The following is a 16,642-nucleotide window of genomic DNA, read 5'->3' on the forward strand; positions in this document are numbered from 1 at the left end:
CTATCCCGGGTTTGCCCGTTCCCACAGTATTTTCCCTGACTATCGACGAACGGCGCAGTGCACAACAGATTCACCTGAACGTATAAAAACCGTATCAGGGCGCGGCAGATGGCCGCAGGCAGCGCTTTGATCTGATCCGCATAAATGAACAATTCCTGAGCCTGTTTTGTTTCCGGTGGGGTTTCTACAGTGCAGCTCGTGCCAGACCGGGTGGCCTGGCAAGACTTTGCAACCGTGGATGAACTGACCATGAGCACAGCAACAATCGGACAGGCTTATAACTACAAGGTCGTCCGCCAATTCGTCATCGCGACTGTTTTCTGGGGCGTCGTGGGCATGGCGATGGGGGTATGGATCGCCTCGCAACTGGTATGGCCGGACATGAATCTGGACTTGCCGTGGACCACCTTCGGCCGCTTGCGACCGTTGCACACCAGCCTGGTGATTTTCGGCTTCGCCGGCAGCGCGCAATTCGCCGCCAGTTACTACGCCGTGCAGCGGACCTGCCAGGTGCGGCTGTACTCGGACAAACTCGCCGCGTTCACCTTCTGGGGCTGGCAATCGGTGATCGTGATCATGCTGGTCACCCTGCCGATGGGCTACACCACCACCAAGGAATACGCCGAGATCGAATTCTCCGGCGCGGTGTGGATGGCGGTAGTCTGGGTCGCGTATGCCATCGTGTTCTTCACCACCGTGGTGCAGCGCAAGACCAAGCACATCTACGTCGGCAACTGGTTCTTCGGCGCGTTCATCCTGGTGATCGCCATGCTGCACGTGGTCAATCACCTGTCGATTCCGGTGGACTGGTTCAAGTCTTATCCGGTGTACTCCGGCGCCACCGACGCCATGGTGCAGTGGTGGTACGGGCACAACGCGGTGGGTTTCTTCCTGACCACCGGGTTCCTCGGGATGATGTATTACTTCGTGCCCAAGCAAGTGAATCGGCCGGTGTACTCGTACCGGTTGTCGATCGTGCACTTCTGGGCGCTGATCACCCTGTACATCTGGGCCGGCCCGCACCATTTGCACTACACCGCGCTGCCGGACTGGGCGCAGTCACTGGGCATGGCGATGTCGCTGATCCTGCTGGCGCCGAGCTGGGGCGGCATGATCAACGGGATGATGACCCTGTCCGGCGCGTGGCATAAATTGCGCACTGACCCGATCCTGCGCTTCCTCGTCCTGTCGCTGGCGTTCTACGGCATGTCGACGTTCGAAGGCCCGATGATGGCGATCAAGACCGTCAACGCCCTCTCCCACTACACCGACTGGACCATCGGCCACGTTCACGCCGGTGCCCTCGGCTGGGTGGCGATGATCACCTTCGGCGCGACTTATCACATGGTGCCCAAGGTCTTTGGCCGCGAACGGATGCACAGCACGCCGCTGATCAACCTGCACTTCTGGCTGGCGACCATTGGCACGGTGTTGTACATCGCTTCGATGTGGGTCAACGGGATTACTCAGGGCCTGATGTGGCGGGCGATCAACGAGGACGGCACGCTGACGTACTCGTTCGTTGAAGCGCTGCAGGCCAGTCATCCGGGGTTTGTCGTACGGTTTGCCGGTGGGGTGTTCTTCCTCAGCGGTATGTTGCTGATGGCCTATAACGTGTGGCGCACGGTGCGTGTGGCGGATGTTGCGATTGCCCATCGTGAAGCGCAGATCGCCTGATAAAGGGAGCCGGTCATGTTCGATGTTTTCTTGAATGTGTTGGGCGTGGTGTTTCTGTGGCTGGCGGTGGAGTACTGCTTGCGGCACGAGACGGCCGAGAGCCTGGATGAGGCGAGTCTGACGCCGTTTGCGGATGATCCGGAGGTGGCGCGGCGGGTTGAGATGGCCACCGGTAAGACCGTGAAAGCGGTGACGCCGGAGGTGGCGAAGCCGGGGTGGATCAACCTCGAAATGTGAGGTGTGTCAGGGGCAGCCCCCTCACCCTAACCCTCTCCCGGAGGGAGAGGGAACTGACCGGGTTGTTTACTCGAAATACACCGACCTGAAATATCGAGCCGAACTCAAAAACTGAAAAGCCCCCGATCTGCTCCCTTTCCGTCGAACTCAATATTGAAAACAACGAAGATCGGCTCCCTTTCCGCCGAGCTCAAAATTGAAAACAACGCAGATCTGCTCCCTTTCCCCCTCGCCCCCTTGGGGGAGAGGGCTGGGCGGGCGGCGTTCCGATGAGGGGGTGGCTTTTGATCTTAGGTGCGGTCACGCGGAATCAAACTCTGTAACTGCTGCGCGAGAAAATTCGCATCGAAAGCAAACGTATCCGGATCCTTCAACCCATTGGTCTTGCGCCACTGCCAATCACCATTGGGTAACCCCACCAACGAAACACTCCCATAACGCGCCGCCGTCAGCCCCACCACTGCCAGCGAAATCTGCCCGCCACTGCCCATCACATCCGGCACAAACTCCACCGGTTTGCCGGCAATCACGATGCTCAGTTTTTCAGTCTTGAAGGTTGAGGTCTCAACCGGCGTGCTCGGCCCGAACGCCACATAAGCCTCGCGACTCACCTCCAGCAACCCCGGCGCCTGCACTGGCTCCAGCCATTGCTGAATCTGCCCGAACAACTCGGTGATCCGGGTGGCCCAGGTCGCCGATTGCGTCTCGAACAGTTGCTTCTTGTGCGCTTCGCTATCGGCATAGTGGCGAAGCATTTCGCCCAGTTGCTGTACGTCGTCCATTGCGGTGTTCCTTCAAGGAAGCGGTGCTGCGGACTTTGAGCATGGCAGATGCCGATGACGACCGTGCAAGTCATTTGCCTACCCGGTCGTCCCCTCGACCATTGACGGACAGAAGGTCAGCGTTTGCGCAGCCGCGCCATGCTCAAGGTGTCGACCCATTGCCCGTCACGCACAGCGTAATCGCGGAACAGGCCCTCGTTTTCGAAGCCGAACTTGCGATAGAGGCCGATGGCCGCCTCGTTGTCGGCGTACACCGAAAGTTCGACCCGGTGCAGGTTCATCCAGTTGTCGGCGATGTCCAGCGCCGCTGCCAACAGCTTCGAACCGACACCCTTGCCCTGCCACGCTACCGCAACGGCCATGCCGACACTGCCCGCGTGACTGCGGCGAATTCGCGAAAAAGCCTCCAGCCCGAGATGCCCGATCACCGCACCTTGATGCAACGCCACCAGTTTCACCATCCGTTCGTTTTCCGGCATCAGTCGTTGACGCCAGATCTCGGCAGACTGAAACGGCATCTGCAGCACCTGCCGGGTCACAGCCGGGTCGTTGTAAAGCGCGGTGACGCTTTCGATGTGGGATTCGCTGAAGCGTTCGAGGTGAATGGCGGGGTTGTGCTCAGCCATGAAAGATCCCTCCTGGATCAGTGCTTGGCCGGTCACTGTAAACCGCTTCTTCACGGATTCGCCATGACTGTTTAAAGCCGTTGACCGAAACGTCCGGCAAGCCACAACGCCTTGCGCCATTGCCTACGCATCCGCCAGAATCCGCCGGCTTGTGCGCCTTGAGGGCCGGCTCTATCGTTTCCGGGTCGCTGATGAATCAGCGATCGGGTTTCGCAGCCAGGATCAATCAAGGCGCCCAGAGCGTCGTTTCCGTTCAGCATTCTTTGCTGGTCGCGTAATGGCGGTTGTGCGCGGGATACCTTCGGGTATGCCGGGTTCCTTGATTCCCGGTCTGCGAACCCGCGTACAGCTGCCACCTCCATTCGTTTCGCAGCGAACCGTGGCAGCTCCATCAATCAGGGAGTACTACCATGATCAAACCAACGCCAAATCCACCCGAAACCGATACTACCTCGCCCTACGAATCACTCGATTCCAAGACATTCCACGAAGCCGCCGAACGCGCCCTCGACCACTACTTCAATCCCCTGCTCCCCAGAAACCGCTGCTCAAACCCAACACCCGCTACCTCATCGCCCCCGGTATCGACAGCGAAGAGCTGCTGGCCGACGCCTGCGAAACCCTGACTTCGGCCAAAACCATGGCCACCGACTTCGCCGGGCTGGTGGACGGCTCGCATCGGCATGTGCTGCTGGGGATCGCGCAACTGATCATGCTGGGGGAACTGGCGGTGAATCGGGCGCTGGATAATCTTGAGGTGGCGGCTGAGCCGCGCGTCTGAGTGCTGAAACCAAAACGGCCCCTTTACGGGGCCGTTTTTGCGTCTGCAGGAAACCGTTTACCGATGACCATTCGTCTTGAAATCACGCTCACCTGTCAGATCTGACAGGTGACGATGCTCCTCTTTCGCGGTGTCATGAACTTCGTCCCGAAGATGGCTATTTATCGCACGCCAGGAGAGCAACATGAGCATCAACGTCAATTCGACACAGATCACCGCCTTGCTCCAGCTGTATCCGATGGCAATCCCGGGCGCAGAAGAAAACCTGCAACCGCCGAAAACCTACGATCTCGGCATTTCCCAGAGCATTTATTCGCCAACCATCAAACTCTTCATTGTGATCGACCCGGTCAGGTTGTTTTCCACCTCCTTTACAGCAGGTGACTCCGTAAGGCTGTGGGTCAACAGCCTGGCGACATCCGTGATCAAGCTTATCAAGCCGGGCGAAGAGAACGACCGCATTTTTATGGACGCTCCTTGGGGAGTGTTGAAGGATGGCCTCAATAGGCTGTACTACGAAGTCACCCGGGTCAGCGGTAATAAAGATCAATCCACCCCGATACTGAATGTGCTGTTCAACAACCCGGTCTCCGGTATCACGGTCAGCCATCCGCCCAGCATTGTTCCGGGGCAGTCGCCTACCGTCACTTTAACCCGGAGCGACCCGCGCCAATTTGACGAAATGGAACTGACCATAGGCTCATGGAGTAAAACCATTCCCTATGTCCATCCTGCCAACCCGGTCACCTACAACCTGACGACCCTTGACCTCCAGCAGATCGGTGACGGTACTCGTACAGTGAGCGCCACCATAAAAGATCAACTGAGCAACCTCAGAGTTTCGCCTACGACCTCCATCCTCATCAGTGCCAACCAGCCGCTTATCGTTCCGAAGCTCATTTCCGTTCTTGACGCAACCGGCAACGATGTTCCAGAAGGGAATACAACGAGCAGCACCTCGCTGACACTCCACGGCGAGGCAAGTGCTGGGCGGCAGGTCGAAATCTATGACGGCAGCGGCCCAAGCGCAGTGCCGAAGGGCAAGGTAACGGCTGACCCGACGACAGGAACATGGGTACTGACGATCACAGTACCGTCGGGCGCACGGCGCCTGTATGCAAAATCGCTCTATCACCCGACTAATACCTATTCGAATGTGCGTAATTTGAAAGTGGTGGCGTATGTGGTGGTGGCGTTTCTCAATGGGCCTTACACCGCCACGGCGGGTGATCAGTTGGGAGGCATCGAGTTGAGTTTGACGCAGAACGGGCAGCCGATTGTGGGAATCATCAAGGTGACGTTGCCACAGGGAACAAGGTTTGCCGATGGGACGAGCACCAAGGACTTCACGACAGGAGTTGACGGAAAGGTAACGATTAACGGGGCAACAGCGGGTTCAGTGCAAGGAGTGTTTTCAATTACTGCGTCCAGCAGCGAGACCACGGTAAGTGCGGAATTGAGCATTCGGCCCCCCGATCTGGCTATTGATACGACCGAAATGGAATTGGACGGCGTCATGATAGTTAACCCCTATGGCTGGCCTACCAACGAAATGGCAGGGAACACGGCTACGCGTACTGCGACAGGGGGGGTGCCTCCGTACTCCTACATGTCAGCGAACACACTGGTTGCACAAGTTTCGAGCAGTGGCAAAGTAACGGGATTGAAAAACGGCATCACGAAGATTACGGTCACCGATGCTGCAAACCAGAGCGTTTCGTATTCCGCTAAAGTCTTGAATGTCTACCAGCTTCTCGTTAACAACGCCCTACTGACGGCAGATGAGGGGAAAACATGGATACAAAGCGTTGGAGGTGTAAATAGCTACAACATAATCCAATATGTAACGCCATCTTTGGTCAACCCCGTTCGTGATCTTTACGAAAACCGAATTTACCCTGACCCCCTCGGATCACGAATTTACCAGTACGTCGCAACACAGGTTAATTTTCTATGCTGGAATGGTTCAATCATTGGTGGTTTGGGGTTGCTTTATGGGGACAGTAAGAGGATCAGGGCATTCACTTGCATTCCGACTTGATGGCAAAAGCTAATAACAAAAGGAGACGGAAATATTTCAAAACAAAAAGGGGACGCATTTATTTACGAACCGCGTATCAGTGCGTAGCCGGTTACCTTAAACCGCTTCTTCACGAATTCGCCACGACTGTTTAAAGCCGTTGACCGAAACGTCCGGCAAGCCACAACGCCTTGCGCCATTGCCTACGCATCCGCCAGAATCCGCCGGCTTGTGCGCCTTGGGGGGCCGGCTCTATCGTTTCCGGGTCGCTGATGAATCAGCGATCGGGTTTAGCAGCTCGGCAATTCTCAAGGCACGCTGGTTTCGCCATTTCTGTTTTATGGCGGCTTGCGTGGGGCACTTCGGTGCGCCGGGATCCTTGAGCCTGGTCTGCTAACCCGCGTACAGCCGCCACCTCATTCGTTTAGCAGCGATGGATGACGGCTCCATTTCTCAAGGAGCTTCACCATGATCAAACCAACGCCAAACCCGCCCGAAACCGACTCCACCTCGCCTTACGAATCGGTGGATTCAAAGACCTTCCACGAAGCCGCCGAACGCGCCCTCGATCACTACTTCAATCCCCTACTCCCCAGAAAACCGCTGCTCAAACCCAACACCCGCTATCTCATCGCCCCCGGCGTCGACAGTGAAGAACTGCTGGCCGAAGCCTGCGAAACCCTGACTTCGGCCAAAACCATGGCCACCGACTTCGCCGGGCTGGTGGACGGCTCGCATCGGCATGTGCTGTTGGGCATTGCGCAATTGATCATGCTGGGGGAGCTGGCCGTGAACCGGATGCTGGACAATCTGGAGGTGGCGGCTGAGACGCGCGTTTAAGTGGTGAAACCAAAACGGCCCCTTTACGGGGCCGTTTTTCTGCCTGTTCAAATCCTTGGAGATCTCTTCGGCACTCGACCGTTCATCTATAAACAGCCTTCACCTGTCAGATCTGACAGTGGTCGATGCAACTGCATGGTGCTTTGATGAAGCTCATCTCAATTGCCCCGCGAGCAGATGCCATGAACGCCACCACGTCGCCCCCCATCGCCATTTTTGCTCTCACGCCTCCACAAGTCCTCCTCAAGACTGACCCGGTGATTGGTGCGCATATCGGGGTCTCGATCGTCAATCACTACAAAGACCCTTTGGGGATGGCAGTGCTGTTCGGGCCTTGGCAAGGTCAGGATCTGTATGAAACCGTTCACTTGCACCTGAACAACAACCCAAAGCCGATCAGCAGTGAAATCGTATTCAGCATCAGCGACCCGGTGCTGTTACGCCTGCCTGCCGGTTTGCTGCTGGAGGACATCAACAGTTTGCACTGTACGGTTGAGCGTCTTTCAGGCAACGGCGACACGTCTCCCTCATTGACGGTGCTTTACGATGCTTTTGCTCCAGGTGGCGATGAACAGGTACCGGGGGGCGGACATTCGGCACTCGCCATCAACGCCACCCCCACCAGCGTGGACGCCTCACAAGCTGCACAAGGCGTACTGCTAACGCTGGATTATCCGCACAAACATCTCTATGACCTGATCACTGTTGATAGCGGCGGAGTAGAGACCAAACATCGAATCGAACCAACGCCGACCAACCCCAACCCCGACCTGACCCAGCCAATCACACTCACTCTGACTACACCGCACTTTGCCAAGGATCCGAACAATCCGCAGTTCCCGATCAAGTACAACGTGATCAGCCAGACAAACAATTACTCAGGAACAACACAGTTGGGCCAATTCAATGCACAGGATCATTGGTCGATTCCTTGTCTGATCGATGTGCATCTGGATTGGGCAGAACTGCTCGAGGCCATCCTTCAGGAAATCCTCGGAGAAAACGGTGACGATCCGGCCATTGTTGATCTGGGCAAAATGAATGGCGGGCCGTTATGGGCGTTGATTCACTTGATCAATACGATTTGGCAGGCGGGGGATCAGATTCATCTAACGTTCGAAGCGTGGCTGAACGGCGTCATGGTCGCCACCCATGACGAGACTTTGCCAATCGGCAATGTACCGGGGCAGTTTTCCTGGCCAATACCCAATGTAAAGGTGGTTGCCAACAGTCAGGTGAGGGTCAAGCTCGAACAGATCAGGGGAGGCAAAGTCATTGGCGTTTCCAGGGAAGCCCAGGCACGAGTAGTTGGAGAGGGTTTGCCGGACATTGAGGATTTTGAGTCCACACCCAGTCAGGGAGCCTCCGAGGTTGGGCAATCGGTTTCGACCAATAAAATCAAAGTAACCTTGACGGGAAAAGTTCATCCGAATGACTCGCTGGCCATTGGAAGGTTTACTGATCCCGTTGACGCAAATGGACAGGCGTTTTATGGGTATTTAGCGCAGCCTAATGGGCAAATTACCTCTCTATCTTATGAGGTGGAGCTGATTGGCAGGACTGCCAACAGACTGGTGATCTGGATTGCGGGTGGCAATATTTTTGGTAATGCCACTCAAATGAATTTGGTTTTCAGGGATACCGCTGGGGCGACGCTTAATTTCATTAACCTAACGGTCACCGCCTACCAGCGTCAGCAACAGATCGATACAGGGGTTCTGAACGGTATCAAGTCGATTGCTGTGGTAGTGAATGGTCAGGTAATCATCGATCGGATACAGTTTTTGTAGCCCTCGCATAGCTCTCACTCCAGCGTCCCAAGACAACGGAAAAAACGGGACGGATTTATTTAAGCGAATAATCCGTCCTTCTCTATTCAGCTATTCAAACCACTCCCCCCGCTCGCTGAAAGTGCGCCTGATCAACTCAACCAGCACCTGCACCTCCCCCACCATCTCCGACTCACTATTCACCGCCAACCAAGCCTGCAACCGCATCGCCTCGCCAAACAACCCCGGCAACGCCACCAACCCGCGATCAAACCGGCTCATGTACATCGGCAGCAACCCGATGCACGCGCTGCACCGGATCATCTCCAGCATCAGCTCATAAGACTGCATCTGCACCACCCCGGCCAACCGCTGTTCGACCAGTTCATTCCACGGCCGAAAGCTGTCGATCTGCCGATCATGCTGCCATTGCACCAACATGAAATCCGCGAGGTCATCGGGGCTTTCCGGGCGTGCAGTCACGCGCGAATAGCGTTTGGCGATGTGCGGCTGGTATTCCAGTTGCGCCAGGCGTTGCGGTTCGCTGGTGGCGAAGGTCGGGCCGGGGTGCGGGGTGTCGCCGTGGGCCAGCCACAGCACGATGTCGGCGCTGACGGCGCGCAGGGCCAGTTCGCTGTCGAGGGCGATGATCTCGAGGCGCACGCTGGCGTTGCGGCGCAGCAGTGCGATGAGGTCGCGGCCGAGGATGTCGTGCAGGATCGATTCGGCGACGGCCAGCCTGATCAAGGGTTGCTCGATTACCGGGAGTTTACGTTCGTGGACCAGCGCGACCAGTTGCGCCTGCAATTGCTGGCCTTCGCGGGTCAGGCTGAGCGCACTGCCTTGAAAGCTGAACAGCGCGCATTGCAGTTGCTGTTCGAGTTGCGCCAGTTGTTTGCGCAGCAGGGTCGAGCGCACGTTGAGGCTGCGAGCGGCCTGCATGAAGCAGCCGCAGCGGGCGCTTACCAGAAAGTACTGCGCGACGTCGCCGTCGAGGGTCGCGGCTTGCGCCAGCCAGGGTTCGTCCTTGTCCCGGGGCCAGCGGAAATCGGCGCTGCTCTGTCGTGCTGCGGGTTCGGTGAATGACATCGATGACTCCCTGTCGATCTTTGTTTTGGTGTGCAGCGCTTAAGGCTTGCTCTCCAGCACCTTATTGAGCTCGGCCCCGTCGATGCTCAGTGTCGCGGTGTTGAGCATGCCGTCCAGATAAGCCTGGGCAATCTGCTCCTGACGCTGAGCCCGCAAGGCCTGGGTCAGTTGATCGCGCAGCTCGTCGAGGGTCGCGGTGCGGGCCGGTTGTTGTTCGGTGAGTTTGATCACGTGAAACCCGGCGTTGCTTTGAACGGGGTCGGAAACCGCACCAACCTTGAGTCGTGCCACGGCGCCACGCACTTCCGGCACCAGTTGCTGCAACGGTTGCAGGCCAGTGTCGCCGCCGCGTTCGGCCGTGAGGCGATCCTGGGAAAACTCTTTGGCCAACGCCGCGAATTCCGCCGGGCTCGACTGGGCTTTCTTGCTCAACTCCGTCGCCTGCTTGCGCACGGCCTCAAGATTCTGCGGCTCATTCACCCCCAGAAAAATCTGACTGACCCGATACAGCGCCGGCGTCTGCCAGTTGGCCTTGCCCGCGTCATACGCCTGCTGCAACTCGGCAGCGCTCGGGTAATCCGCCGGCACCTGACTCACCGACTGCAAATAGTCGCGGAACACGATCTGTTCGGTGGCGGCACGGGTTTGCCGAACCACGTCCGGACGCTGCGCCCAGCCTTGAGCATCAGCCTGTTCCAGCACGGCTTTTTCGGCCAGACGTGAACGAATCCAGCGCTCTAGCGCCTCACGATTACCGCGCAGTTGCTCGCGGGTTTGCGGTGGAACAGCCGCCAGCAACGCCTGCAATTCCTCCGGCGAAACCTGCTGATTGCCCAACCGCGCCACCGCAGGCCCACTGTTCGCCGCAATCACCGGCGCCGGTTGCTGGGCGGCGACCGGGTCATTACCCGGCCGCACCACCAGCGCCACGGCGACCACCAACAGCGCCACCGCAGCGGCGCTGATTACCATGGCAGGTTTTGTCACAGCGCGACTTCCTCTTGCTCAACTTTTGGTGCCTGGGCAACGGCAGCGCTTTGGGTGAAATCACGCAGGTAAACGATGAACTCCTGAAGCAGGCGATCCCACAATTCCAGGTTGCCGCGCAGGTGGTCATTGCTGACGCCCGCCGCTACCACCACGTCCATTTCCATCACCAGAAACTCGCCCTGCAACGACAACCGGGCAAACCGGCGGGTCGCGTTCCACTGCTCGGCCACACCGGCCGGCAATTCACCCTGCACGCGCAAGGCGCAGCTGAAGGTGAAGTCGACGTAGCTGCCCTGCTCCGCCACCGCCGGGTTGCCGAAACGCACGGCATAACCGATGCCCTGGCTGGCGCTGAGCAACTGGACGATGCCGTTCTGTTCGGTCTGGTTGACGCGGTAACCGGCGGCTTGCAGTACGTCGGTCAGGGATTGCGGGGATACGTGGGAGATCAATTGAGTCATTACTTCTTCCTTGTCCATGAGTCTTTTAATCAGTGCGCAATCGCGGCTTGCGGCGCATCGAATTGAGTCTTGTACAGTTCGTCGCCAAAGCCCTGAGCCAGTTCATCGAACTTGACCCGGGCGCTGCCGGCGAAGGGCTGGCGGATCTTCATCACCTCGGCCACATCGATGTTTTCGTAGGCGGTGAGAATCTGCTTGGCCACGCCGTACATCTGCTGATTCTTGACCGAACATTGCTGCACTTGTGTGTCACGTTCAGCCAATTGCGCTTGAAGCTTAGACCGTTCTGCCTCTTTGGCACGGGCCATGACCAACAACTCGTCATAGGCTTTCTTGAATTTGCCGGTCTGCTCGTTGCTGGCCGCGACTTGCGCCTGGGCCTGGCTGTGCAGGCTTTGCTGCTGCCCGGCCAGTTGCTCGGCGAGGCCTTTGGCCTTGGCCAGTTCGGCGGTCAATTGCTTGATTTGCGCCTGCGCAGCCTTGGCTTCGTTCTGCGCCGCCAGTTGCGCGGCGCTGGCCTGGGCCTGCTGGCTTTGCAGGGTTTGCAACTGCTGGGTGGTGCTGCGCAACTGGGTGCGCAGGCGTTCTTCCATGCCTTCGGCGCTCGCCCCGGTGGCGATCAACATGCCGAGCCCAAGCCATAAACAGCGGATTTTCATAACCCTCTCCCGGCGCTTTAGAAGCGCGTGTTGATCTCAAGCTGCATGACGTCGATGTCGAACGGCGCGCCATACACCGCCTCCGAACTCAGCCAGCGGCCGGTGGCGTAGACGTTCTTCGCCAGACCGTAATTGCCGCCCAGGAAGTAGCCCTTGGCGTTGGTGCCGCCGAGGTGGAACGACGAGTCGTTGAAGCCGTCCGGCAAGGCATCCGGCTGGATGTACTTGTAGCCGGCGAACAGGTTCCAGTCGCCCTGCTTCTTCAGCTCCAGCGCGTTGCCGAGGGTGAACTGGACCATCCACGCATTGGCACCGCTTTCGATGTTGCCGTTGCTGTCGAGGTTGTTGACCAGTTGCCCCGCCGAACGCTTGCGCATGTCGCCTTCGTCGTAGCCGAGGTTGTGGATGTAGTTGCCCTGGCTGCGCAGTTTGAAGTCTTCCGGCAGGTCGGCGTCCCACACCACGTTGAGGTCCAGCAGGTTGAACTCGGACGCCAGGCCAACGAATTGCGGTTGCGGCGTGGTGGTCGGGTTGAGCGGGTTCGGCGTGATGTCACGCAGCAGGAACACGCTGTTGCCCTTCTGCATGAACGCTGCGCGGGTGCCGTCGCTGTCGCAGCCCGGTGCGCCGGCCCACGGTTCGCAAGGGCTCGATCGCTGGCCTTCGATGTCGTCGAAGCGGTAGTAGGCCAGCGCACCTTTCAAGCGGTTGTTGCTGTTGATCGCCCATTTGGCGCCGACCTGCGCACCGTACAGCCATTTGTTGTCGCTTTCTTCCTTGTCGAAGCCGTTGCTGGTGGTGGTGTCGTTGGTGTAATCCACCGGGAACGCGCCGACGGTGCCGAACACGCCCCAGTCGCGGCTGAGCTTGTGGTCGAAAATCGCCGCCACGCCGTCGAAGTTCAGGTCGTTGGAATACAGCATGTCGGTGGACATGAACGGGTTGGCGAAGCGGCCACCGGTCAGGGTCAGCTCATCCGACGGCTTCCAGGTCAGGTAACCCTGATCGAGCCAGATGTCTTTTTTCGAGAAGCCGCCGCCGAGGTTCTGGGTGGTCGACACCGGATTGTTGTCCGAGCCGGTGCCGATGCGGATGCCGGCGGTCCATTCCGGCGAGATCACCGCTTTCATGCCCAGGCGGGCGCGCAGGCGGAACAGGTTTTCGCGGTCTTCGCGGGTGTTGAGCAACGGCGGCAACGCGGTGCTGCTGTTGGGGTTCACGTCGTACGGGCCGTTGTTGTTGAGCTTGGCGAAGTCGACGATTTCGTTGCTGTTGCTGCCCGAGTAGTAGCGCGATTCGTCACGCAGGCGGATGTCGCCGTCGAAGCTGATGCGCGAAGCCCAGTCCGGGAATGTATTGGGCGCGGCCCAGTTTTCCTGCTTGGCGGTGGCCATCACTTCAGCCTTGACCTGATCGCGGATCTGGTCGCGCACCGCCGCCGGCACGTATTGCACCCGCACATCACCCGGTGCGGCGACCGGCCCGGCCGCCACAGCGGTAGACGCTGCTGCCTGTTTGGCCTGGGCCGCTTCGTTCTGGGCCTGGGCGATCAGCGCGTCGGCCTTGTCCTGTTTCAGAATGCCCTGCTCGACCAGCAAGCGGATCAGATTGATCGTGGCGTTCTCCGAGGGCGCAGGCGCTGCCGCGGCCTGACCGACCAGGGTCGCGATGACCATGCCGACCGCCAGGGACAATCGATTCACGTTGGAAATCATCTGCACACAACTCCTTTTCATACAGCTTTATGAATGCGGTTAACCCGGACGCCGCCCTTGCAGGGACATGCGCACAGGCAAGGTGATGGAGGCCGGTGGCCGCTCGCTCAGATGCGGCGCGTTACGCAATGCGGCCAGCACCTGACTGTCGATCTCGGGGTTGCCGCTGGACTTGATCAGCTCGACCCGGGTGATCTCGCCGACGCTGCTCAGCCACACATCGGCCTGCAGCGAAAACGCGAGGTTGCGCAGGTCGGGGTTCTCGCGCAGCAGCTTCTGGAAAGTGAACGCGAGGAACTGGCTGTAGGTGCCGTTGCCCAGGCGCCCACCGCCGGAACCGGCCATGCCGCCGCCCTTGCCCGCGCCGATGTTGAACGCGTCGCTGCCGCTCTGGGCGTCGCCGTCAATCTGCATCGGGTTGGCCAGGTCGTCCGCCGGCGATGGCGGTGCTTCTTCCTCGGGCTTGACCTCTTGCGGCTCGGGCGTCGGCTCGGGCTCGACGATTTTTTCCTCGACCGGGGTTTCCGGCTCCGGCGGTTTTTCCGGCGGCGGAGGTGGCGGTGGCGGCAACGGGATGATCGTCGGCACCTTCGGCGCTTCCCGGCGGATGCCGCTCATGTCGTTGGCCCACTGCCACAACAGGAATGCCGCGACGGCGCCCAACAGCAGCCCGGCGCCCCACTTCACGTAACGCAGTGGCGACTTCTTCACTGGCAAAGGCTCGATTGGCAGTTGTGCAGTCATCACTCAGCCCTGCGTCGGTTTGCCGGTAACGAGACCGACCTGGGACAGTTCGAGCCGGCGCAGCAGATCCAGCACTTCGATGACCTTCTGGTACTGCACCGTGGCGTCGCCGCGCACGATCACCGGGAAGTCCGGGTTCTGCGCTTTCTCGATGCGCAGGCGTTCTTCCAGCTCCGGCAAGGTCACCGGGTAGGCGTCAAGGAACACCTGGCCGCCGTCGTTGACCGAAATCGCCTTGGTCTTGGCCTCCGACAGCGACACGGCGGCGCTGGCCTTGGGCAGGTTGATCTGGATCCCGGAGACCTGCGCAGTAGCGGTGAGGATGAACATCACCAGCACCACCATCAGCACGTCCACCAGTGGCGTGATGTTGATGCTGTCCACTGCGGCATCTTCGTCATCGTCGTGGGAAGCATTTACGGACGCCATGTCAGTGCTCCTCAGGCCGGTACGGAGTGGTTGGCGTGATGACCGCGCTGATGCGCCGCTTCACTGGACTGGCCTTCGCCGTGCATCTCCGCCAGACGGGTGATGAACTCGTCGACGAACACGCGCATGTCGGCGCTGACTTCCCTGTTGCGGGTGATCAGGCGGTTGTAGCCAAACAGCGCGGGGATCGCGACGAACAGGCCCATGGCGGTGGCCAGCAACGCGGCCGCCATACCCGGCGCGATGGCGTTGATGTTGACGTCGCCGGCCATGGCCGTACCGAGGAACACCACCATGATCCCCAGCACCGTGCCGAGCAGGCCGATGTACGGGCCGCCGGCGATGGCGTTGGACAGGGTCGAAAGTTTCGAGCTGAGCTGCTGGTTTTCACGGGTGCGCACGCCGTCCATCGAGCAGCGGATGGCTTCGATGGTTGCGGCGGAAACGGACGAGGTATCGGCGCCCTGCTCGCGGCGGGTGCGGATTTCTTTCACCGCCACTTGATACAGGCGCCACAGCGGCGAGTGCTGCAAACGCTGGGCGAGTTGTGTGTCGTCGGCGAACATTTCCAGGCGGGTGCCGACCTTGGCGAATTGCACGCGGAAGTCTTCGTTGGCGGCGGTGACACGGCTGAGGGTGCGATTCTTGCGCAGCATGATGATCCACGACTGGAACATCATCAGCACCAGCACCGCGATGATCACCCAGGCATCCACCGGCACCGCGTTGAGCAGGAAGCCGAGGCTGCCGAAACCGAAGCCGGACTGTTCTTCATCGACGCCATAGGCGACCAGTTTCGACTCGGCACCCTGGGAAGTGGCGTCGGCCAAAAGCAGCGGCGCCGGGCGGGCGACTTTCGACAGCCGCAACTCGTCAATGGCGCCTACGAACGGCTGGAAAGGACCTTCATGAAGATCGGCGCCGATGGCCATGACCGAATTGAAGGCCGGCATCGCCTGAGCCAGTGCCGCGCCTTCGCGACCGTTGATGTACAGCGTGACTTTCGCGCCTTCGGCGGTCAGCGCGACATGCTGCCATTGGCCCGGATTCAGCGGTTGCGTGGCAACGGCGCGCTGGCCGTCAATCTCCACGAACGGCACGCCCTGATTCACACCGACCAGCAGGCTTTTGGCGCCTTCGCGGCGGGCCAGGATCAGTTGCTCGCCATTGGCCTGATCCAGTCGCAGCCAGGCACTGAAGGTGAAAGCGCTGCCAGCGTTGTGCTGCAGCGACGGACTGGCCGGCAACAGCAGCGGCTGGCCGCTGAACTGCAAGGCACGCCCTACTACGCCGTCGATGGCGGCGCCGGTCGCGCTCTGCGCGGTGTTGCCGTAAGCGGTGGTGTCTTTCGCCGGGGTGCCAGTAGCGCCGTCGAAGTGATAGAGCGCGGTGTAATTCGGATCGAATGTCAGTTGGCCGTTGCCGGTGGCCGGCGCCTTCTGGCTGCCGTAGTACATCCAGATGTCCTGACGCTGACCGCCCTCGACATTCGGCACATCAACCCAGATCAGCGCCATGCCCATCAGCGCATCGAAGCTTTCGATCTGGTGATTGAGCACGGTCTTGTCGTCGGCGGCGACGAAGCGCAGGTCCGAGCCGTCCTCTTTTACGCCATCAAACGTGAAGTTGCCGGTGTGCAGGCGCACCAGCAGCGCGGTACGACCGAGGGCCTGATTGATCGCGGCGCCTTGCGGCGTGGTGTCGACGGCGATCTGTTTGCGGTAATGCCAGTCGTCCTGCCACCAGGCCTGAGCCGTGGCCGGGAGCACGAAGCCCAGGCAGATCAACAACGAAAGGAAAAGGCGCTGCATGGAAGTGCTCCT

Annotated in this window: 15 protein-coding genes and 1 pseudogene; 6 read left to right on the forward strand and 10 right to left on the reverse strand. The window is 59.4% G+C overall.

The window, feature by feature from the left end:
• Window positions 1-249 precede the first annotated feature (249 nt).
• Together ccoN and EIY71_RS26900 are read left to right on the forward strand one after the other, a co-directional pair.
• Window positions 250-1,677, forward strand: coding sequence for a cytochrome-c oxidase, cbb3-type subunit I (gene ccoN / locus EIY71_RS26895; RefSeq protein WP_085745864.1), 1,428 nt, complete (start codon window positions 250-252; stop codon window positions 1,675-1,677).
• Between the two features lie 15 nt (window positions 1,678-1,692).
• Window positions 1,693-1,914, forward strand: a complete 222-nt coding sequence (locus EIY71_RS26900; protein ID WP_134023779.1) for a cbb3-type cytochrome c oxidase subunit 3 — start codon at window positions 1,693-1,695, stop codon at window positions 1,912-1,914.
• 290 nt (window positions 1,915-2,204) lie between these two features.
• On the opposite strand, the gene EIY71_RS26905 is transcribed toward EIY71_RS26900, so the two are convergent.
• Together EIY71_RS26905 and EIY71_RS26910 are read right to left on the reverse strand one after the other, a co-directional pair.
• The gene (locus tag EIY71_RS26905; RefSeq protein ID WP_129974375.1) at window positions 2,205-2,696 is read right to left on the reverse strand and encodes a hypothetical protein; all 492 of its coding nucleotides are present in this window, start codon (window positions 2,694-2,696) and stop codon (window positions 2,205-2,207) included.
• A 116-nt stretch (window positions 2,697-2,812) separates the two neighbouring features.
• Window positions 2,813-3,322: a GNAT family N-acetyltransferase gene (locus EIY71_RS26910; RefSeq protein ID WP_134023781.1), complete on the reverse strand. Its 510-nt coding sequence runs from the start codon at window positions 3,320-3,322 to the stop codon at window positions 2,813-2,815.
• A 410-nt stretch (window positions 3,323-3,732) separates the two neighbouring features.
• Here EIY71_RS26910 and EIY71_RS26915 point away from each other — a divergent pair.
• The 4 genes and pseudogenes from EIY71_RS26915 (at window position 3,733) to EIY71_RS26930 (ending at window position 8,753) form a co-directional block, all read left to right on the forward strand.
• Window positions 3,733-4,103: pseudogene (locus EIY71_RS26915) on the forward strand (DUF6124 family protein).
• A 184-nt stretch (window positions 4,104-4,287) separates the two neighbouring features.
• Complete coding sequence (locus EIY71_RS26920; protein WP_134023783.1) at window positions 4,288-6,144, forward strand: hypothetical protein; 1,857 nt, start codon at window positions 4,288-4,290, stop codon at window positions 6,142-6,144.
• A 447-nt stretch (window positions 6,145-6,591) separates the two neighbouring features.
• Window positions 6,592-6,963, forward strand: a complete 372-nt coding sequence (locus EIY71_RS26925) for a DUF6124 family protein (protein WP_085747265.1) — start codon at window positions 6,592-6,594, stop codon at window positions 6,961-6,963.
• Between the two features lie 146 nt (window positions 6,964-7,109).
• Window positions 7,110-8,753 carry a hypothetical protein gene (locus EIY71_RS26930; RefSeq protein WP_134023785.1) on the forward strand — a complete coding sequence of 548 codons (1,644 nt, stop codon included), beginning with the start codon at window positions 7,110-7,112 and terminating at the stop codon, window positions 8,751-8,753.
• A 90-nt stretch (window positions 8,754-8,843) separates the two neighbouring features.
• On the opposite strand, the gene EIY71_RS26935 is transcribed toward EIY71_RS26930, so the two are convergent.
• Genes EIY71_RS26935 through EIY71_RS26970 form a run of 8 tightly spaced genes read right to left on the reverse strand, consistent with a single transcriptional unit; the run spans window position 8,844 to window position 16,630 of the window.
• Window positions 8,844-9,821, reverse strand: coding sequence for a LysR family transcriptional regulator (locus EIY71_RS26935; protein ID WP_134023787.1), 978 nt, complete (start codon window positions 9,819-9,821; stop codon window positions 8,844-8,846).
• Window positions 9,822-9,860: 39 nt separating this feature from the next.
• Complete coding sequence (locus EIY71_RS26940; RefSeq protein ID WP_134023789.1) at window positions 9,861-10,808, reverse strand: peptidylprolyl isomerase; 948 nt, start codon at window positions 10,806-10,808, stop codon at window positions 9,861-9,863.
• Entirely contained in the window at window positions 10,805-11,272 is a 468-nt protein-coding gene (locus tag EIY71_RS26945; protein WP_085683839.1) for a YbjN domain-containing protein, read from the reverse strand. Before EIY71_RS26945 ends, EIY71_RS26940 begins: the two co-directional genes overlap by 4 nt.
• Window positions 11,273-11,301: 29 nt before the next feature.
• Window positions 11,302-11,931 (reverse strand): DNA repair protein, encoded by a 630-nt coding sequence (locus EIY71_RS26950; protein WP_129974311.1) that lies wholly within the window; start codon window positions 11,929-11,931, stop codon window positions 11,302-11,304.
• A 17-nt stretch (window positions 11,932-11,948) separates the two neighbouring features.
• Window positions 11,949-13,646: a putative porin gene (locus EIY71_RS26955; RefSeq protein WP_127797981.1), complete on the reverse strand. Its 1,698-nt coding sequence runs from the start codon at window positions 13,644-13,646 to the stop codon at window positions 11,949-11,951.
• A 39-nt stretch (window positions 13,647-13,685) separates the two neighbouring features.
• Window positions 13,686-14,390, reverse strand: a complete 705-nt coding sequence (locus EIY71_RS26960; RefSeq protein WP_064381837.1) for an energy transducer TonB — start codon at window positions 14,388-14,390, stop codon at window positions 13,686-13,688.
• 3 nt (window positions 14,391-14,393) lie between these two features.
• On the reverse strand, window positions 14,394-14,819 hold the full coding sequence (locus EIY71_RS26965) for a biopolymer transporter ExbD (protein WP_007955109.1): 426 nt from the start codon (window positions 14,817-14,819) through the stop codon (window positions 14,394-14,396).
• An 11-nt stretch (window positions 14,820-14,830) separates the two neighbouring features.
• Entirely contained in the window at window positions 14,831-16,630 is a 1,800-nt protein-coding gene (locus tag EIY71_RS26970) for a DUF2341 domain-containing protein (protein ID WP_134023791.1), read from the reverse strand.
• Window positions 16,631-16,642 lie beyond the last annotated feature (12 nt).

Source organism: Pseudomonas sp. CH235, assembly GCF_004368175.1.
In the GTDB taxonomy this organism is placed as follows: domain Bacteria; phylum Pseudomonadota; class Gammaproteobacteria; order Pseudomonadales; family Pseudomonadaceae; genus Aquipseudomonas; species Aquipseudomonas paraglycinae.